This window comes from Vibrio sp. MA40-2, assembly GCF_047302445.1.
In the GTDB taxonomy this organism is placed as follows: domain Bacteria; phylum Pseudomonadota; class Gammaproteobacteria; order Enterobacterales; family Vibrionaceae; genus Vibrio.
Genome location: NZ_CP178628.1, coordinates 2,253,493 through 2,273,792, shown reverse-complemented (window position 1 = coordinate 2,273,792; position 20,300 = coordinate 2,253,493). Strand labels below are relative to the sequence as shown.

The 20,300-nt window shown below is 39.5% G+C and carries 18 protein-coding genes and 1 pseudogene; 11 read left to right on the top strand and 8 right to left on the bottom strand.

What is annotated here, in order from left to right; all coding sequences use genetic code 11:
* Positions 1–18 precede the first annotated feature (18 nt).
* On the top strand, positions 19–576 hold the full coding sequence (locus tag ACLKML_RS17980) for a GNAT family N-acetyltransferase (RefSeq protein WP_413284352.1): 558 nt from the start codon (positions 19–21) through the stop codon (positions 574–576).
* Between the two features lie 8 nt (positions 577–584).
* On the opposite strand, the gene ACLKML_RS17975 is transcribed toward ACLKML_RS17980, so the two are convergent.
* On the bottom strand, positions 585–803 hold the full coding sequence (locus tag ACLKML_RS17975) for a DUF1289 domain-containing protein (RefSeq protein WP_413284351.1): 219 nt from the start codon (positions 801–803) through the stop codon (positions 585–587).
* An 89-nt stretch (positions 804–892) separates the two neighbouring features.
* Complete coding sequence (locus tag ACLKML_RS17970) at positions 893–1,150, bottom strand: DUF1289 domain-containing protein (RefSeq protein ID WP_413284350.1); 258 nt, start codon at positions 1,148–1,150, stop codon at positions 893–895.
* 160 nt (positions 1,151–1,310) lie between these two features.
* On the opposite strand from ACLKML_RS17970, the gene ACLKML_RS17965 reads away from it, so the two are divergent.
* On the top strand, positions 1,311–1,751 hold the full coding sequence (locus tag ACLKML_RS17965; RefSeq protein ID WP_413284349.1) for an META domain-containing protein: 441 nt from the start codon (positions 1,311–1,313) through the stop codon (positions 1,749–1,751).
* A 177-nt stretch (positions 1,752–1,928) separates the two neighbouring features.
* A complete protein-coding gene (locus ACLKML_RS17960; RefSeq protein WP_317717403.1) occupies positions 1,929–2,840 on the top strand; it encodes a LysR substrate-binding domain-containing protein in 912 nt (303 codons plus the stop codon).
* A 130-nt stretch (positions 2,841–2,970) separates the two neighbouring features.
* Here ACLKML_RS17960 and ACLKML_RS17955 read toward each other — a convergent pair whose 3' ends face one another.
* Positions 2,971–3,666, bottom strand: a complete 696-nt coding sequence (locus tag ACLKML_RS17955; protein WP_413285924.1) for a hypothetical protein — start codon at positions 3,664–3,666, stop codon at positions 2,971–2,973.
* 127 nt (positions 3,667–3,793) lie between these two features.
* Here ACLKML_RS17955 and ACLKML_RS17950 point away from each other — a divergent pair.
* Positions 3,794–5,971 (top strand): annotated as a pseudogene (locus ACLKML_RS17950) (YgiQ family radical SAM protein); the annotation flags it as partial.
* 49 nt (positions 5,972–6,020) lie between these two features.
* On the opposite strand, the gene ACLKML_RS17945 reads toward ACLKML_RS17950, so the two are convergent.
* Positions 6,021–8,534 carry a cache domain-containing protein gene (locus tag ACLKML_RS17945; protein WP_413284348.1) on the bottom strand — a complete coding sequence of 838 codons (2,514 nt, stop codon included), beginning with the start codon at positions 8,532–8,534 and terminating at the stop codon, positions 6,021–6,023.
* Positions 8,535–8,870: 336 nt separating this feature from the next.
* On the opposite strand from ACLKML_RS17945, the gene ACLKML_RS17940 reads away from it, so the two are divergent.
* From ACLKML_RS17940 to ACLKML_RS17930, 3 genes are all read left to right on the top strand, one after another.
* Entirely contained in the window at positions 8,871–10,202 is a 1,332-nt protein-coding gene (locus ACLKML_RS17940) for an aspartate aminotransferase family protein (protein WP_413284347.1), read from the top strand.
* Positions 10,193–11,053, top strand: a complete 861-nt coding sequence (locus ACLKML_RS17935) for a 3-keto-5-aminohexanoate cleavage protein (protein ID WP_413284346.1) — start codon at positions 10,193–10,195, stop codon at positions 11,051–11,053. The genes ACLKML_RS17940 and ACLKML_RS17935 overlap by 10 nt, the downstream gene beginning before the upstream one ends.
* Before the next feature lie 66 nt (positions 11,054–11,119).
* Entirely contained in the window at positions 11,120–12,091 is a 972-nt protein-coding gene (locus ACLKML_RS17930) for a TAXI family TRAP transporter solute-binding subunit (protein ID WP_413284345.1), read from the top strand.
* A gap of 85 nt (positions 12,092–12,176) precedes the next feature.
* On the opposite strand, the gene ACLKML_RS17925 is transcribed toward ACLKML_RS17930, so the two are convergent.
* Entirely contained in the window at positions 12,177–13,082 is a 906-nt protein-coding gene (locus tag ACLKML_RS17925) for a LysR substrate-binding domain-containing protein (RefSeq protein WP_413284344.1), read from the bottom strand.
* Positions 13,083–13,131: 49 nt separating this feature from the next.
* The gene (locus tag ACLKML_RS17920; RefSeq protein ID WP_413284343.1) at positions 13,132–14,226 is read right to left on the bottom strand and encodes an alkene reductase; all 1,095 of its coding nucleotides are present in this window, start codon (positions 14,224–14,226) and stop codon (positions 13,132–13,134) included.
* 353 nt (positions 14,227–14,579) lie between these two features.
* Here ACLKML_RS17920 and ACLKML_RS17915 point away from each other — a divergent pair, with 353 nt between their 5' ends.
* Positions 14,580–15,050, top strand: a complete 471-nt coding sequence (locus ACLKML_RS17915) for a DUF1456 family protein (protein WP_317717398.1) — start codon at positions 14,580–14,582, stop codon at positions 15,048–15,050.
* 47 nt (positions 15,051–15,097) lie between these two features.
* On the top strand, positions 15,098–16,324 hold the full coding sequence (locus ACLKML_RS17910; RefSeq protein WP_413284342.1) for a DEAD/DEAH box helicase: 1,227 nt from the start codon (positions 15,098–15,100) through the stop codon (positions 16,322–16,324).
* Between the two features lie 38 nt (positions 16,325–16,362).
* Here ACLKML_RS17910 and mak read toward each other — a convergent pair whose 3' ends face one another.
* Positions 16,363–17,271, bottom strand: a complete 909-nt coding sequence (gene mak / locus ACLKML_RS17905) for a fructokinase (protein WP_413284341.1) — start codon at positions 17,269–17,271, stop codon at positions 16,363–16,365.
* A 179-nt stretch (positions 17,272–17,450) separates the two neighbouring features.
* Positions 17,451–18,146, bottom strand: a complete 696-nt coding sequence (locus ACLKML_RS17900) for an aspartate/glutamate racemase family protein (RefSeq protein ID WP_413284340.1) — start codon at positions 18,144–18,146, stop codon at positions 17,451–17,453.
* A 103-nt stretch (positions 18,147–18,249) separates the two neighbouring features.
* Between ACLKML_RS17900 and ACLKML_RS17895 the strand changes: the two genes are divergently transcribed.
* Both ACLKML_RS17895 and ACLKML_RS17890 read left to right on the top strand, forming a co-directional pair.
* Positions 18,250–19,146, top strand: coding sequence for a LysR family transcriptional regulator (locus tag ACLKML_RS17895; RefSeq protein ID WP_413284339.1), 897 nt, complete (start codon positions 18,250–18,252; stop codon positions 19,144–19,146).
* Between the two features lie 212 nt (positions 19,147–19,358).
* On the top strand, positions 19,359–20,267 hold the full coding sequence (locus ACLKML_RS17890) for a 1-aminocyclopropane-1-carboxylate deaminase/D-cysteine desulfhydrase (RefSeq protein ID WP_413284338.1): 909 nt from the start codon (positions 19,359–19,361) through the stop codon (positions 20,265–20,267).
* The last annotated feature ends 33 nt before the right edge of the window (positions 20,268–20,300 follow it).

Here is a 20,300-nt window from a genome sequence, read left to right as displayed (position 1 = left end):
AATATTATAGGAGTGATTGTGGCCATTGAATTGAAAACAAATCGTTTAATCTTACGTGCATGGAAACCGTCTGATTATCAAGAATTCGCCAAAATGACCTCCGACTCTAAAGTAATGAAGTACTTCCCTTCAATATTGTCAGAAATAGAAAGTAACCAATTAGCAGACAAAATCCGTCGACTTATAGATAAAAATGGATGGGGATTTTGGGCATTAGAACTGAAATCTTCATCTGAGTTTATTGGTTTTGTCGGATTACACTATCAAGATCAGGCTATCCCAGAAAGCCCTTTTATCGAAATAGGTTGGAGACTATCAGCAAATCATTGGGGACATGGCTATGCACCAGAAGCCGCAACAAAAGCACTTAAATTTGCTTTTGAACAATTACAACAGCCCGCGGTGTACGCATTTACAACTGTGACCAACCAGCCCTCAAGGAGAGTTATGCAAAAAATAGGCATGATTAATACCAACAAAAATTTTAGTCATCCTCAACTTAGCGAAGATCACCCACTCGCCAAGCATTGTTTATACAAAATAACGTTAGAGCAGTGGATGAAATCGACAACATAATGACGATGTCAAAACGAATATTTTCGCCCATTTTTCCTAACTTGAGCCCATGCTAAAATCTCAGCTTTTTTTTGATTAGTTGATGCAGACCAACCGAGTATTTCTGACAACGTTCTATTACAACCAAGGCAAACATCATCGTCATCCAAACAGCAGTGACGAACGCAAGGAGAAGCGATCGATTGAGACTCGTTGGTAAAAAGGTCAGTTTGCTTATGTTTTGTCATGTGTCCTATGCTCATTGTTAGTTAAAATAACGTGCCTGTCCTAATAAAATAACGTGCCTGTCCTGATTAGTTAGTAACTAGCCAAATGATTAGTTCTCGGTAAAAAGATCATGTTGAACGGATACTTGATCGTCTTCTGCTTGCAAAATTTTCTTACCTTTCATTGCTTTTCTTCTATAACGTTGTCTGCATAATTTAATCACATGAAGTTGCTGCGCTGGCGTTAAATCTAACCAATTAAAACGTTCTTCTCGTTTACGCATACAACCATTGCAGTACCCTTTTTCATCTACTGAGCACACTCCCACACATGGATTTGGTACGCTAAAAAATTCTAACTGTTCCATAAAATAGACGACTTTTTGCAATCATTAACATTATATTAGTTCCATAATGCCTTGATAACAATTTACATAGTCAGCAAAACAATTACCTTTATCTGACATCACCATCCTATTACGGTCTATACTTTTAGAAAAATTAGACTTTCTCACTCCGGAGCAACACATGAAAAAAGTTATTGCTATGATTAGCTTACCTTTACTACTAGCCGCTTGTCAGAATAGCACCCAAGGGAGTACTGCAAACCACATTATTTCAGAGCAAGATCTGCAACACCATAATTGGCAACTAGTCGAAATTGACGGTGAATCGATTGTTACTCCAAGTAATATGCAGCCTCCGCGTTTAGAAATTGGTGAAAAAATGACGGCTAATGGCAACGCAGGGTGCAACAATTTCTTTGGCCAGGGAGAATTAGACGATAACAAATTCCGTATCATGCAGATGGGGATGACCATGAAAATGTGCATTAACGATGTTATGGGCACCGAAAAGGCAGTATCCCAATCTTTAAGTGATTGGAGTGACATAGAACTTACTAATGACACTATGACACTGTCTAACGATCAACACACATTAACCTTCACTCTGAACGATTGGAAATAAAAATCTTAGCAATGAAAGCCTTACTATCGTTAGTAAGGCTTTTTTATGCGCTACGAATAATATTTAATATTTTTTATTAAACCTGAAAGTATAGACGTCTAGACGTTTACAATCAGTGTATAATCAGTTAATTTATGAGACACATTAATGTAAGAGCATAGCTGATGAAAAATACTAATGATTGAATTAAAACACCTACGAACACTTGCGTCATTACGAGATACCGGGTCACTTACCGCAACAGCAACCTCATTGCACTTAACCCAATCGGCTCTATCGCACCAGATTAAGGATTTAGAATCACGGATCGGTGGGCAGCTGTTTCTAAGAAAAACTCGCCCGGTAAAATTCACCGCTGAAGGACAAATATTTCTTCAATTAGCCGATGAGATACTGCACAAAATTGCCGTAGCCGAAAGTAAGTTATCCAATTTAAAACAAGATGTAGATGGTCGATTACATATGGCTATCGATTGCCATTCTTGTTTTCAGTGGCTAATGCCTGCATTACGCGAATATCAACTCAGCTGGCCTAGTGTTGGCCTAGATTTCATTTCAGGTTTTGACTTTGAACCTATACCTGCTCTAGTCTCTGGAGAACTTGATCTGGTTATTACATCAGATATCGTGCCTCGGTCAGAAGTCCATTACGAAGCATTATTCGACTTTGAAATGTGTTTGGTTACATCAACTCATCACCCTCTAGCCGATAAACAACAAATCCAACCCGAGGATTTTCTTGATCAAACAATGATCACCTACCCTGTTCATAAAAGTCGTTTAGACGCCTATAAACACTTCATGCAACCCGCTGGCGTCGAGCCAATCAAATGGAAGAAAGCGGACAACACATTAATGTTGATTCAAATGGTCTCTGCTGGACTCGGTGTGGCTGTTATTCCTAATTGGGCGATTCATGAATTTTCTAGGCAAGGTTTGATCACTAGTAAACCATTAGGCAATGGTTTATGGCGACGACTATTCGCTGCGACTCGTCACTCTGAACACGACAGGAGTTATTTACAAGCCTTCTTCAATACCGCAAGGCTTCAATGTAAAAGTAATTTAGAAGGGATAAAGATGCCCTAGCAAACTAGCGTCGCATTATTGCCACCTAATCTAAGTTCTAGGTTCTAAGTTCTAACCAACGTTACATGCCACTTACTACTTACTACTTACTACTTACTACTTAGAAAAATAATACTGACAAAAGTAACACTCATGATAGTGGCTGTGACCAAGAGATTAGTGGATATAACTGCACCCCTGCCAATAGTAACAACGTTAAGCTAATCGAAAGCTGAACTTTGTTGACTGTATGTCGAGTAACCAAGTGCCAACACCACACGACACTACCGACAAGTAAACAGGCTAACCCAATTAATATCGTCTGATACAAGCTGTCCATACTTGCCTGCTCTAAACCAATAACGTGTAAAGCAACGACTAGGGCTAAACTCATACTACTGACAATACCGATCACCGGCAAAACTCTGTGAAATGCTTGCAAACGTGAACGGGCGATTAGTAACAGTAGTTGAGCCAAAATAGCCCCTAATAAACTAATGTGTAGCACCCACTCAATAGATGCAAAGACCGTTGGCAATACAGACGCCTGCATTGCTACAAATAAAAATGCTAATAAATCGGCTAAATACAAAACCCATAAAGGACCCTGATTGCGTGTTTTACTTATTTGAACCTTAGAGAAAAAATAAAAAATGGCACAAGCGACAATAAAAGCGCTCATTTTAATTGTAACAATAGATAACCAAAGTACGCCTATTGCAGGTAGTAATTTATGTACTCTACCGCGCTGTCCTGGACAAATTTCACCTTTAACCAATACTAAAGTTAAAACAAGTTGTGCGCCTAGAAGCATTGGAGCCAACAAAGCAAGCAAAGATTCGGTCATAATATATTTCATCATATTGTTCAAATTAATTCAGCCGCGGATGATAACACATAAGCAAGCAACAAAACTCCTAGCCTAGAACAATCGTTCTGATATAATGCCCGCCAGCCAAATCAGAGGTCAAAAAATGCACAGCGTACAACTCAGTAAAGATATTACTCCTATCCACAAACAAAAGCCTTATTGGGCAGAATGTTACGGCACATCACAATTTTTACCTACTAGTAGAAAAGAGATGGATGCACTCGGATGGGATAGCTGTGACATTATTATTGTTACTGGTGATGCCTATGTCGATCACCCTAGTTTTGGCATGGCCATTATTGGACGTTTATTAGAAGCACAAGGTTTTCGAGTTGGCATTATTGCCCAACCAGAGTGGCACAATAAAGACGCGTTTATGGCATTAGGCCAGCCCAATTTATTCTTTGGCATTACTGCTGGTAACATGGATTCGATGATCAATCGATACACCGCTGATCGTAAATTACGCCATGATGATGCTTATACCCCTAACAATGAAGGCGGCAAACGTCCGGATAGAGCCACGCTTGTTTATTCACAGCGATGCCGCGAAGCATATAAAGAAACACCTATTGTATTAGGTGGTATTGAAGCAAGTTTACGCCGTATTGCGCATTATGATTATTGGTCAGACAAAGTTCGTCGTTCCGTATTATTCGATGCCAAAGCCGATATCCTACTATTTGGTAATGCAGAACGCGCATTAGTGGAAGTGGCTCACCGATTAGCTAATGGTGAAACATTACAAGAGATGACCGCTATACGTGGTACAGCCATAAACTTACCTGCTGCTCCAGAACAATACAAAATTGTCGACTCTTCACGCATCGAAAAACCAGGTCGAGCGTTCGTACCAATCAACCCTTATGAAGTCGAAACAAAATGTGACGATATAAAAGAAGAGCAACTTGAAGTAAAAAGCCAACCGATTACCGTTCGCCCTTCTCGACATGATGCAAAAACAACCGCAGTAAGGTTACCGCCTTTTGAAAAATTAAAAAATGATCGCATTCTATATGCTCATGCTAGTCGCATTATGCACTTGGAAACTAACCCTTATTCGGGACGCGCGCTCATTCAAAAACATGGTGATCGTGAACTTTGGGTTAACCAACCGCCAATCCCTCTTACCACAGAGGAAATGGATTATGTTTTTGCCTTACCTTATGCTCGGGTTCCACATCCTATGTACGGAAAGGCTAAAATCCCTGCTTATGACATGATAAAAACCTCGGTAAATATCATGCGAGGCTGTTTTGGTGGTTGCTCATTTTGTTCGATCACTGAACATGAAGGTCGAATTATCCAAAACCGTTCTAAAGAATCGATCCTAACGGAACTAGAAGAAATACGTGATAAAGTCCCTGGTTTTACCGGTACGATTTCTGATCTTGGCGGTCCAACCGCTAACATGTACCGACTAGGCTGTTCCGATCCAAAGGCCGAGAGAAATTGCCGACACCCTTCTTGTGTATTCCCGAAAATATGCAGCAAGTTAGATACTAATCACCAAGAATTGATTGATTTATATCGTTCGGCTCGCAAAGTAGACGGCATTAAAAAAGTAATGATCGCCTCAGGTGTTCGTTATGATTTAGCGATTCAGTCGCCAGAGTATGTGCGAGAATTAGTCACACATCATGTTGGTGGTTATCTGAAAATTGCACCAGAACATACCGAAAAGGGGCCATTAGATAAAATGATGAAACCCGGTATGGGCACATATGATCAGTTTAAAGAGATGTTCTTCAAGTACAGCGCTGAAGCAGGCAAGAAACAGTATCTCATTCCTTACTTTATATCGGCTCATCCTGGTACAGAAGATGAAGATATGCTCAACCTAGCGCTGTGGTTAAAATCGAATGATTTCGAGTGCGACCAAGTACAAAACTTCTACCCTTCTCCTATGTGTAATGCAACGGCGATGTATTACTCTGAAACAAACCCATTGAAACGCGTTAAATATAAGAAGCGCGAAGACGTGCCAGTGGCAAAAGGTGAAAAACAGCGTCGCTTACATAAAGCATTATTGCGCTACCACGATCCTGAAAATTGGCCTTTACTGAGACAAGCGTTAACTGAAATGGGCAAAAAGCATCTTATTGGTGATAAAGAAACCTGTTTGGTTCCAGCAGAAGATGTCGCGAGTAAAACACCAGCTCAGAGACGAGGCTCTGGCCGTCATGGTGCCAAACGATTTGCAACTAAACACACCAAAGGTCAACCGGATATTAGAACGGATAACCAACGTTCTAAACGAACCAATGGTAATAAGCAAAAAGCTAGAAGCTAGAAAAACAACTCTATTAAGTGCTTAGTTTAATGTATATCTAAGCACTTACTTTGCCTTCTTCCCTTAATATCAATTCTTCAATCGATAGTGGCTTATCAAAATAATATCCTTGAACCAAGGAGCAGCCTAGGTCCACAAGTTTATTATATTGTTCTTCTGATTCTACCCCTTCAGCAACAACTTTCATTTCACATGAACGTCCAATAGCTATAATCGCTTTAATCAAGCTAACACTTTGCGGACTTTGAATAACCTTATCAATAAAACACCGATCTATTTTTATCTCAGAAATAGGCAAGTTATTAAGATAACTAAGTGAAGAGTACCCTGTACCAAAATCATCCAATGAAATACCAAAACCTAAGTCGCGTAATGCGTGTAAAATTGGTGATACTTTATTCACATCATTGATCAAAATATTTTCTGTTATTTCTAACGTAAGCCGTTCAATAGCAATACCAACATCATTAACAATCTCGACTAAACTCACAGAAAAACCCGGTTCCATAAGCTGTTTTGGCGAAATATTTATCGACAAATCAATCGCATTTTGACCATTAGGTGAAATGGATAAAATATCTTCACAAGCACGCCTGAATACAAACTGACCTATTTGATTGATGACACCAATACGTTCAGATACTTCTATAAATTTCACCGGAGAAATAACACCAAATCTTCCACTACTCCAGCGAGCTAATGCCTCTACACCAACTAATTGACCAGATTCAACTTCTATTTGTGGTTGATATAAAACGAAAATTTCTTCTTTAGCAACAGCATCACGCAACTCTTCTTCTAACCTATATTCATATTGAATTTGCTCATTAATGCTATCGTCGTAAAACATGACTTTGCCTTTTTGAATCGCCTTCGATTTATACAAAACAATATCTGCTTTACGTATAAGGCTCTCGGCATTATCGCTGTCGGAAGGAAACATACTTACGCCTATACTACAATTTGTAACCAAGACTTTTCCGTTTATAACGAATGGATCATCAAAGACACGACTAATACTATTCAATTTATCCCGAGCTTGTTCCATACCACTCAACTGAGGAAAGCAGAAAATAAATTCATCGCCTCCAAAGCGTGAAATAGTATCTTTAGGCCCTAAAATAGTTTCAAACTTTCGACTAACTATCTCCAACAATTTGTCACCAGAAGCATGACCATATAAATCATTAACTTTCTTAAAGTCATCCAAATCAACAAAAACAACAGCTAATTCAAAGCCATTCTTTTGCGCATACTCTATACCTTGAGAGATTTCGTCAATTAACAACAATCGGTTAGGCAGTCCTGTCAAAGCATCGTGTGTCGCCATATGTTGCATTTTATTTTTAGTATTTTCTAATTCACGAAAGTCGGCATTTATGCGTAATTGGAAATTGTTAAAACGATTGGCAATCATATTGTTTAGCACCAATGATAAAGCAACCGTTAAAGCGGTAAGGATAGAACTCAACGTTAGCATCTTTATAAATTCTTGTTGATTTTGCTCACGCAACAAAGCTTGTTTTTCCGCTAAATATTCTTCAAAATCGTCAAGATAAAATCCCGTTCCTATCACCCAATCCCAACCGTCTATACCTTGTACAAAACTGATTTTCTCACGTTGTTTATTTTCGGTACCTTGGTTTGCATCGGGATAAATAGCAGGAATTTTATAGCTTACAAAACCACCGCCTTGTGCAGCTTTAAGCATCATGTTTTTTCTGTTTAATTGTGTAATAAGCTTAGAGTCGGCAATGTTGGTACCAACAAAGTTTGGCTCGCGGTGAGATAGAACAGTACCATCACCATCTAATAGGAAAATAAAACCTTTATCTTCATAGCCATAATCGGTTACCCAATCAATAATCTCAGCTTGCACATCATGCTCTACGTCGACAACATATTCACCAGTACCAATCATCCAATTGTAAGGTTCAAATAGTTTGCCAAAACCTATTTTTTCAAACTCTTCAGTTTTCGGCTCATCAGGTTTTCGATACCACCAACGATAAAATGCTTCACTGTCTTGCTTTATAAGTTGGATGTGCTGCTGAAGAATATAAGTCCCACGAGTGTCTTTAGCATTCCACGCAGATTTACCTTCAATCTCGGGTTTTAACCCGTGCATAACACTCACACCATCCATTTGAAAGATAAAATAGTAGCCTCTTCCTTCAAAAAAACGGATCGGTCTTAGTGCATCCGATATAAGTTTAATAATTTCATCTTTAGATTTGTCTTGATTATTTAAATAAAGATTATTGGCAATAGCGTACGCTTCATTAACTCTTTGTTTTGCCTGTCGCCTTAATATTTCTCTTGTTTTAGTACTTTGATAATTAATTTCATTAGCGACTAATTCAACATGCTGGCGAATAATATTTTTTTGTCTTTCTATCACCTCATAACGCAAAGATTGTATGCTTTTTTTTGCTTTCACTCGGTTGTCTTGAATAATAACCACATTAATACACATGATAAACAACACAATAAATACCACTGGGGCATAGCGAATTAACCGAAGTAATTTTGTATCATTAATCAATGGCATATATTCTTCATTACCTGAATCTAGTAACCTTTTGATGAGTATAGAACATGCAACCCTATATAAAGAGCTAAATGTAAAATTTTTGCTGATTATTGTATAAATAACGTCTCGATCGCTTCAACACGACGATATTACGCACAAAGTAACAAGTAACACAACCATCAACCGTATAGAGATAACCGTTATCCTTGAAGTTTTTGTGTTGACTGCGTTCATTCACTTAATTTCTTTAGTATTCCACTTAGTAATACGGGCAGAGTTTTTTTCGTTTGAACCGCCTGAACTTAAAAGCAAAGATAGCCTGGTTACTTTGTTTCTAATTTCAAGGATTCTAGAATGACCAACGTATTTCATCGCCACTGTCATGTTGAACTTCCTACTATTGCGTATGGAGAAGGCGTGTATTTATATGATACACAGGGTAAACAATATTTAGATGGATGCGGTGGTGCCGCGGTTTCAAACTTGGGGCATAATCATCAAGCTGTGAAACAAGCCATAATCGATCAACTTGATAAAATCCCTTACGCTCACAGTGCATTTTTTACCAACGAAGCCAGTGAAAATTTAGCCACAACAATTTGCCAATTAGCGCCAAACCCACTGAATTACGTTTATCTCGTCAGTGGTGGCTCGGAAGCCGTTGAGTCAGCGCTAAAAATGGCTCGCCAATATTTTGTCGAACAAGGTAAATCAAGCAAAAACCAATTTATCGCACGTCGTCAAAGCTATCACGGAAATACGTTAGGTGCGTTATCTGTTGGTGGTAATGAATGGCGCAGAGAACCGTTTAAGCCTTTATTAAGTAATGTCCACCATATTTCCCCATGTAATGCTTATAGAGACCAGCAAGCCAACGAATCAGAACACGAATACTCACTTAGAGTCGCCAATGAATTAGAGTATAAAATACTTGAAATTGGTGCGGACAATATCATGGCATTTGTGGCCGAACCGGTAGTAGGCGCAACATCTGGTGCCGTGCCAGCGACACAAGGTTATTTCACCCGTATTCGAGAAATTTGTGATCAATATGATGTGCTACTAATTTTAGACGAAGTGATGTGTGGTATAGGTCGAACAGGTACATTCTTTGCATTTGAACAAGACCATATTGTCCCCGATCTAGTTACAATTGCCAAAGGTTTAGGCGCTGGATACCAGCCAATCGGCGCGGTTGTCGCCAGTGACAAAATTTACAACACAATTGCAAATGGTAGCGGTTTTTTCCAACACGGACATACCTTTATGGGCCATCCAATGGCTTGCGCTTCGGCACTAGCGACCATAAACACTATAGTTGATCAGCAGTTGCTAACGAACGTAGTACAGCTAGGTAAACAACTAAAAGAAAAACTGCAACAAGCATTACTTCCTCTGCCATATATTGGTGATATTCGAGGGCGAGGACTCTTTTTAGCCATCGAGTTAGTTAGTGATAAAACCAGTAAATCACCCTTAGCGAGTTCAACATTGGCACACAAAACTATCAAAAAACTCGCAATGAATAATGGCGTTATGTGTTACCCAATGTCGGGAACTATCGATGGCAAAACAGGCCACCATATTCTACTCGCTCCTCCATTTATCATTACCGAGCAACAACTTGATGAATTGGTATCAAAACTAAAATCATCATTGCAACAGGCGTCATTAACATGGAAATAGATCAAGAGACAAACATCAATAATACGGTCGATAGACATAAAATCGCCATCATAGTGGCTCCAAATGGCGCGAGAAAAAGCAGACTAGACCACCCCGCTGTCCCGATAACCGAACAACAAATTATTCAAGATGTATTAGCTTGTCGAGACGCAGGTGCCGCGATGGTTCACCTGCATGCAAGAGACCACCAAGGGCATCACTCTCTTGCTATAGACGAGAATATTTCTCTCCTGCAAGCGGTCAAATCAGCACTGGGTGACAGCATAATCATTCAGCTCACTACCGAAGCCATTGCTATGTATACGCCAGAACAACAAATGCAATTGATTTATCATGCACAACCCGAAGCCGCATCATTTGCACTAAAAGAACTCATACCGAACGATAGTTACCTATCAAAAGCGCAAACATTTTTCCAATGGGTCGCCGATACAGGTATGATCGCTCAATATATACTGTACAGCTTAGACGATATACAACGATATTTTTCATTGTTAAAACGGGGCATTTTACCTGCTCGGCACCATCATATTTTGTTGGTGTTGGGTCGATACAGTCAATTTTTACAGTCCTCACCCAGAGAATTACTCCCTCTAATTAACAACGAGATACTCACCAGTAAACATAGATGGGCGGTATGCGCATTTGGCGTTCAAGAGCAAAAATGCCTAGTTTCTGCTATGTTATTAGGAGCCGATGTTCGAGTTGGATTTGAAAATAATCACGTAAATAGTCGCGGAAAAATGGCAAAAAATAACGCAGAACAAGTTAATAATATTAGCGATATAGCAGATTTTCTAAATATTTACAGGCATAATGCGTCGAGTTACCGCAAAGCGTTAACCAGTTAGTTGCCGTTTTGGCGACTTATCGATTTAGTAACATGGAAAATAAATACACATAAGAAAGGAACTAATATGTCTCGATTGAAAACCCTGTTGGCAACAACAACAACTACTATGCTGTTAGGCGCATCATTTGCTGCTAGTGCCGCAGACCAGTTCGTTACCATTGGTACTGGTGGGGTAACTGGAGTGTATTATCCGACTGGCGGAGCAATCTGTCGTCTGGTAAATAAAACCAAAAAAGAGCACGGAATACGTTGTTCTGTGGAAAGTACTGGTGGTTCGATCTACAACATCAACACAATACGTGCTGGAGAGCTAGATCTTGGTATCGCCCAATCAGATTGGCAATATCATGCGTACAACGGTACAAGCAAATTTGCCGATCAAGGCGAGTTTAAAGAACTTCGTGCAGTATTCTCTATTCACCCAGAACCCTTCACCGTTGTAGCTCGTGCCGATTCAGGCATCAAAACCTTTAAAGACTTAAAGGGCAAACGAGTAAACATTGGTAACCCAGGTTCAGGCCAACGCGGTACCATAGAAATACTTATGAAGGAATATGGTTGGACCAATGATGACTTTAAACTGGCTTCTGAATTAAAAGCATCAGAGCAGTCTAAAGCACTATGTGACAACAAAATTGACGCTATGGTCTATGTTGTAGGCCATCCAAGTGGTGCAATAAAAGAAGCAACCACATCTTGTGACAGTACTATTGTAGATGTCAGTGGTGCAGAAGTTGATGCACTATTAGCGGAAAACAGCTTCTATCGTACTGCGACAGTACCGGGCGGCATGTACAACGGCAACGACTCAGATGTCATGACATTCGGTGTAGGTGCAACATTTGTTTCTTCAACCTCTGTTCCAGATAATGTTGTTTACGCTATTGTAAAAGCAGTATTTGAAAACTTTGATACGTTTAAGAAACTTCACCCTGCATTCGCAAACTTGAAGAAAGAAGAGATGATCAAAGATGGTCTTTCTGCTCCTCTTCATCCTGGTGCTGTAAAATATTATAAAGAAGCCGGTCTTCTATAATTATCACCAAGACCAGTTGACCTAAGCTCAAAAGTTAATTAATGATCAAAATGTCTAATCAAAATTGGTTAGACATTTTTTATGCCTATTTTTCACCGCTCGTACCCAGTCGATCAATCAACCAAAGGTTAAACTCATATATCTTTCGAGATGCGAGTTTATAATTTGGTATGTGAATATAATAGCCATAATTTGTCGACATACTTAAGCTAAGTGGATTGACTAACTCTCCTTGTTCAAGCGAGTCCTGCACCATAAAATCAGGCAATAACGCGACACCAACGCCCTGTTTTACCGCTTCTAGTGACATATAGAAATGTTCGAATGCCACCTTATGATATTGAGCGGTAAAAACCAGTTGGTGTGCTTGCTTAAACTGTTCCCACAAATGTGGTCGGGTTACATGAGGTATAAAAGTAACATATTTCAGATCGTCAGTAGTGTGTAGTTTTTTTGTTTTTAACAAGTGAGGTGACGCAACTAAAATTAGCCTCTCTTTCTGCAATAAACGAGTATGTTCATAATGCTTAGAAATAGGTAAACAACGAATCATGATTTCTGTATCAGACTCTATTTTCTTGATCGGCCCATCACCTGTTTTAATTCTTAATTGAATATTTTTGTGCGTCTGGTTAAAGACATTTATATTAGGGATCAACCACAAACTAGCAAAAGAAGGCGTAACATTAACGGTTAACACCTCCTCTAATTGTTCGGTTTGAATTAGACTTGCGGTTGCGTACTGAATTATCTCTAATGCTTGGGTAATTTTTGGTAAATACCTTATACCTGCATTGGTTAATTCAACACCATTTAATCCTCTTTGAAATAAAGGTTGACCTAGCTGCTGTTCTAAGGAAGAAATTTGCTTACTTATTGCACCTTGAGTAAGTGACAATTCATTCGCCGCTTTCGAAAAGCTCATATTATTTGCAACAGCAATAAATGTTCTAAGTGCTTTTATTGAAGGTAATTCACTGCCTTTCTGCATAATACTATCTCATCCCGCCAAACACTTTATTATGATTACAATCCAGAATCTAAATATAAACAGGGTAATCTATCAGTCCTTCTTCGCCACCACCAAATAACGTATCCGGATTATGTGCTGCAAGAGGATAATCTTGTTTTATTCTATTTGGTAAATCAGGATTAGCCACAAAAGGACGTCCAAAGCCAATCATATCTGCTAGACCAGTCTCAATCGCCTCAACCGCTCTATCTTTATTATAGCGTCCTGCATAAATTAATGTTCCTTGATAAGCTTCACGCATAGCAAGCTTAAACGCTTCTGGTGTATCAGGCGCGTCATCCCAATCAACTTCTGCAATATGCAAATATACAATCTTATGCTTATTAAGTAACGCCGCTGCAGCAACGTAAGTTTCGGTCGGATTAGCGTCTACCGTGCCATTAAGCGAAGTAAATGGCGCCAGACGAACACCGACTCGTTCCGCCCCAATAGCCTCGACCATTGCGGCAACTACTTCATTTAAAAAGCGCAATCTATTTTCAACACAACCACCGTATTCATCAGTGCGCTTATTCGCTTCAGAATCAATAAATTGGTTCACTAAGTAACCGTTCGCGGCGTGTAATTCAATCCCATCAAATCCCGCCTCTATCGCATTTAAAGCCGCTTGACGATATTCCGCCACAGTATTTTTAATGTCTACTATAGTCATTTCTCTCGGTTCGACCACATCAACAAAACCAGGTTCATCGCTGCCATTATCAATAAATACTTTCACATTCTCTGCTTTTAAAGCAGAAGAGGAGATTGGTTGCTTACCACCAATATTATCAGGGTGCGTCACTCGACCTACATGCCATAGTTGAGCAAAAATAACTCCTTTTTGACCATGCACAGCCTTAGTTACCTTCTTCCAACCCTCAATTTGTTGTGCAGAGTAAATCCCCGGAGTCCAAGCATAGCCTTGTCCTAACGCTGAAATTTGAGTGCCTTCAGCAATAATGAGTCCTGCCGAGGCCCTTTGTGCGTAATATTCTGCCATTATCTCGTTCGCCACGTTACCAGGTTGACTCGCGCGAGATCGAGTCATAGGTGGCATAACGATACGATTTTTTAGACGAAGTTGACCAAGTTGTATTGGTTGGAAAAGCGTGTTATCCAATGTATTTTCCTCTGAGTTCAGACACCAAAATTAATGCAATATCTTACTGGCGATAGCGGCAAGATATTCTATACTAGCCACTATACTCAAAAGTAATTCCAACTAAAAATTATCATAAATTATCTATTCAATAATTTTTTATAATAACGACTCAATAATCTGAAACAAAACCAATTAGATTCTCATCCAGTATGTATTGGAATTACCTGCTGTGGTAAGGTGCGCGCTATTATTCTTAGTCACGGTTTAAGGGTGCAGAGTTTACGCGCAAACATCGACTTGTAAATAACCAAGTATTAACCTGAACCAAGCATCGACTGATGACTAAGTATTAACAAACATGAGGAATTATTTTGACTAATAACGATATTTTACGCCGAATCCGTTACACTTTTGATTTTAAAGATGCACAAATGATCGCAATATTTGCCGCAGCCGATCATACCGTAACCCGTGCTCAGATTAGCAATTGGCTGAAAAAAGATGATGATCCAGACTACAAAAACATGGTGGATAAAGACTTAGCTATCTTTTTAAACGGTTTGATCAATACTAAACGAGGCAAGCGTGACGGTGAACAACCTGCACCAGAAAAGAAACTTTCGAACAATATGATTTTCATGAAGCTGCGAATCGCGCTTAATATGAAATCGGAAGACATTTTGCACACTATGGAGTTAGCCAACTTTATCATGAGCAAACATGAACTAAGCGCTTTCTTCCGCAAGCCAGACAATAAGCATTACCGTGAATGTAAAGACCAAATTTTACGCAATTTCTTAAAAGGCGTTCAGCTTAAACTTCGTCCAGAACAACAAGACTAAGCAAACCGTCTGTTCTATATTCTATAACCATTAATAAGAATCCATCTATGTCATTTCATGAGTTACCGATTAGTGCCACCTTGATATCGTCTCTACCGGCAGAAATACAAACGGCCAAAGAGATACAAAAACGCACTATTCCAGTAATGATGGACAACCAGGATATATTGGCTTTAGCTCAAACAGGCAGCGGTAAAACACTGGCCTATGGGTTGCCACTTATTGAAAAAGCAATGCGGCGCCGCTTTGCTGAACAAGCCATCGTATTAGTTCCAACACGAGAACTTGCGACCCAAATTAGCAATGAACTATCAAGCATATCTCAACAGATAGATGTGCAGGTGATAACGCTTTGCGGTGGAATAGAAATAGAACAGCAGATTACTTTATTGGCTAACAATCCTGCCATTATTGTGGCAACACCCGGACGGTTACTTGAATTGCTCAAACAAAACTTGATCAACGTTCAACAAGTAAAATCGCTGGTACTAGATGAAGTTGACAGATTACTGGACATGGGATTTTGGCCTGACCTAACGGCTATAATTAGTCAGTTGCCGGCTATTAATCAAACTGCTCTTTTTTCAGCTACCATGCCAGAAGCATTGCAGGAAAAAGCCAACAGCCTTTTGTCTGACCCGGTTCAAATTCAAGTGCATGCTATCAATAGTGTTGTCGAACAGATAAAAGAGCGCCTTTATCTGGTCAATAAAGGAAACAAGGCTAAAGTATTAATACACCAAATAAAACAACATCAATGGCAACAAGTATTGGTGTTTATTTCCACACGAGAAAATGCCGATGCGTTGAGTAAAAAGCTGAATAAAGCCGGGATTTCTTGCGCAGCATTACATGGAAATAAGAGTCAGCAACAACGAGATGAAACATTAGATCTATTTAAACAACATAAGCTGATGGTTATAATTGCGACTGACGTACTTGCTCGCGGTTTGCATATTGAACGTTTGCCAGTAGTGGTTAATTTTGACTTACCTGCTAACCCAGAAACCTATGTACACCGAATTGGTCGAACCGCCAGAATGGGTGAGGAAGGCTTAGCTGTTTCTTTAGTTTGCCATAATGAAAACCAACAGTTAGATTCAATTCGTCAATTTACTAAAAGGGAATTAAAGTTAGACCAATTAGAACAATTTCCAGTGACGGATAAACCTTCTTGTGGCGAAAGTGCGCGTAGACCAAGAGATAAACAAGCCAATCGGCGCACTAATAACAAAAAATCGATTAAGGCATTCAAAACCAACAAACAACGCTAAGTCGTATTTATAAGCCCGAACAATTCCTTAATACTCTATTATTCATTTGGCCACAACCAAGCCGCACCTCGTACGCCACTTGAATCCCCATGAATCGCAGCTTTAATAGGGGTATGACATTCGCCACCAAAAGTATAATTAGGCAGAATTCTAGGTACATTTTCATACAATCGTTTTATGTTACATGCACCACCTGCTAACACAACAACGTCCGGATCAAGAAGATTAATGACACTGGCAATAGACTTTGCCAACCTGTGTTCATAAACCTCCAACGTTAGCAGTGCGGTTTTATCGCCTTGATCGGCTAATTCCGAGATCTGTTTACCGTTCAGTAAAGTGCCTGTCCTACGTTGATAATCCGCACACAAACCAGTACCCGACACAAACTGTTCAATACAACCATGTTGCCCACAGTAACATTGTGTCGCATCTCCAATCGCTCGCTCTTCAGCATCTTGCCACGGCAGAGGATTATGTCCCCACTCACCACCAATACCATTACCTCCGGCATGAGGAATGCCGTTAATAACTATACCTGCACCCGCACCAGTGCCTAAAATAAGCGCGAGAACCACTTTATGCCCAGCCCCTGCACCATCAGTCGCTTCTGACACAGCCATACAATTTGCATCATTTGCGACGCGAACTTCTCGCTTGAGTAAAATGGTCAAGTCTACATCAATCGGTTTTCCATTTAACCATATTGAGTTTGCGTTCTTAACTTTCTTTGAATAAGGAGAAATCGTGCCAGGAATACCGATTCCTACACTACCAGTTTGCCCTGTGGCTTTTTCGGCATCTTCTACCAAGCCTTTTATCGCATAAAGTGTATCTTGATAAGACCCTTGCGGTGTATCAACACGTTTTCTAAACAGCTCGTCACCTTGGTCTGACAGCGCAATCACTTCTATTTTGGTTCCACCTAAATCAATTCCTATGCGCATTCAGATTTTCCTTTTTACTGATAAAAAATATAAAACAATAGTTCAAAAAAATATTGTGACGCATTAAACCACTTTAGTCTGTGCGGAGGGTCAAGACATCCAATAAATTTTTATTAATTACAAGGAATATATTCAGTCAAAATAGCGCTGTACAATAACAATGCTCAAACCACGAGTAATTACACTTCATAGTAATAATACTTAACACACTGGTCAGCCAAGATATCTAGTGAATCTAATGCTTTGGATTTCTTTTCTGCACCAAAATGATCAAAGGCGATAGGTATTTCTGTACAACCTAATACAACGCCTTCCGCTCCTCTCGCAATAAGATCATCAAATACAGGTTCCATCATCTCTCTGCCCTGCTCAATCTTTCCCGATTTTACACTATAAATACCTTGCATAACTTGCTGTTGCTGCGGTTCAGTGGGAAGAATAGCAGTCATCGACCGATTTTCAATAGCTCGAGCATAGATACCGGTTTGAATAGTTGCATTGGTCGCCATAACGCCAACTTTGCTCATATGTCTGCGGCTTGCTTCATTCATCACCGCCTCAATAATACTAATAAATGAAACCTTCTCATTAGCACTTAATTTATCTAACCAATAATGTGCCGTATTACAAGGGATCACCACTTTAGTTGCCCCCGATTCTCTCAGAGTCATCAAGTTATTTAACATTTTAGTTAATGGATTTTCTCCATTTTCCATAATATGTTTGGTTCGATCAGGAATAACGGGATCATTCGAAATAATCATAGCCATATGTTCTTGATCTGAACTTGCTGGACTCTTTTCGACAATCCGTCGAACAAAGTCTACGGTCGCCATCGGCCCCATACCACCTAATACACCTAGTTTTTTGTTCATATCCGCTCCTTTTCGTTGATAAATTAGCAAAAATAAATCTTGATAAGAAATGAAATAACTGGCATACCTATGCATATATTGCATAGCCAAGACGAGATAAACCATGCTAAATATCGAAACAAAATGGTTACAGGATTTTTTAAAACTTGCCGAGCTAGGCAATTTTTCTAAAGCCGCAATAGAAAGAAATGTCACTCAATCGACTTTTAGCCGTCGAATTCAAGCATTGGAAAATGCGGTAGGCTGCCAACTGTTTGATAGAGATAAAACTCCCGTTGCACTTACTCAAAGTGGCAAAGAGTTTCGTACTAGCGCCCGGTCTCTGATAATCCAATTGGAATATGAATTAGAACGACTCAATGATTTGTCTATTCTAGGCAACCAAAAAGTTAGTATTGTTGCAGGACATTCTATCGCTACCGATATATTACCGCTGTTTAAGTTCAACCTGTTTGCTGAAGAGCACGACGTTATTCTTGATGTACGCGCTATTGATGTCGATGATGCCGTTAAAATGCTTGAAGACAGTGCTTGTGATATTGTATTAAGCTATCAAAACCCTCAGCTGCTTACCGAACCTTATTTAGCTCATAAACTGGGCGACTCCAAGAATTATTGTGTTAGTGTGTTGGATGATAACCAAGCAAAATACTCATTATCTAAAACTGAAATCACGCCATTTATTATGCATTCTACCTCCAGTTATATGGGCAGGCTCACTCGTCAAACTAGCAACCACTATGCACTTAAACCTATATTCTCCTCTTCAATGACCGATCTAGTGAAGGCGCTTATCTTACAAGGGGAAGGTATCGGTTGGCTTCCGGATTACGCCATAACCGAAGAACTCAAACAAAATAAATTGATTATTCTTGAGCCAGAAAACGCAACGGTTAACACAGAATTATATGCATATCGCTCTCGTACCAAACTACACCCTGCAGGTGAACGGGTTTGGAAGCGAATTTGCGAACACAACACCATATTTATCGCGCAATAAATGCCACGACTCTGGAAACATAAGCTCTATAAACATAAATAGGCAAAGCCATTTTATTCTTGAATGTGCAAGCTGCTATTAATTAAAAGCTGTTATCGGTAATTAAAGGCTTTGTAGGTAATTAAAGACTGTTGTCGGCTAAAAGCTGTTATTGACTAGAAATTACTTTATGATGCTGAATTCTGTAACAAAGCATGTTCAGCGATGTGAAAATGAAATTATCTGACAGCCCTACTACTCAACATACCTTCAACAATATCTCTTTTTATTTAAAGAGAGACGATTTATTACACCCTCAATTTTCAGGCAACAAAGCCCGAAAATTTATGTCATTACTGACAGATGAATTGCCCCAAGTTGAGCAGCTAGTCTGTTACGGTTCGATTCAAGCCAACTCTTTGTATTCTCTAGCAGCACTTTGCGCAATAAGAAAATGGAAACTCACTTTTATCGTTGACCATATTCCCAAGTACGTAAAACAAAAGCCTAGTGGTAATTATCGAGGTGCTTCGGAACTAGGGGTAAATATTATCGATCTATCACAAGTAAAAAATCGTAATGGACGGCATGCAAGTCAATATATTCACGATAATTATAGTAATAGACCGGACACACTTATCGTACCAGAAGGTGGGCGCTCGCCAATCGCAGAACAAGGCGTAAAACAACTTGCTCAAGAAATCATACAATGGACACTTGTTCAGCCGAAACAAGAGTGGGTTGTAGCACTGCCATCAGGCACTGGTACCACATCACTTTATCTGCAAAAACATTTACAACCAGCCGGAATAGAGGTTATAACTTGTGCCTGTGTTGGTGATCAAGACTACTTAATTGAACAATTTGCAGAAGTAGATAAAAATGCACCTCATCCCACTATTCTTGCTAGCGACAAAAAACATCATTTTGGGCGGTTAAACATAGATGAATATCAACTATGGCAAGCGTTAGAAATACAGACCCAAGTTGAATTCGACCTACTATACGATCCGTTCATGTGGCAATGTTTACTTACTTGGATACCAAATAACCCAAGTAAAACCTTGCTGTATATACACCAAGGTGGGATCTTAGGTAACGAAAGCATGGTAGGCCGCTACCGATATTGGTTAGATAAGTAGAGAATAAACGAGTGAGTAGTAAATGGTTAGCTA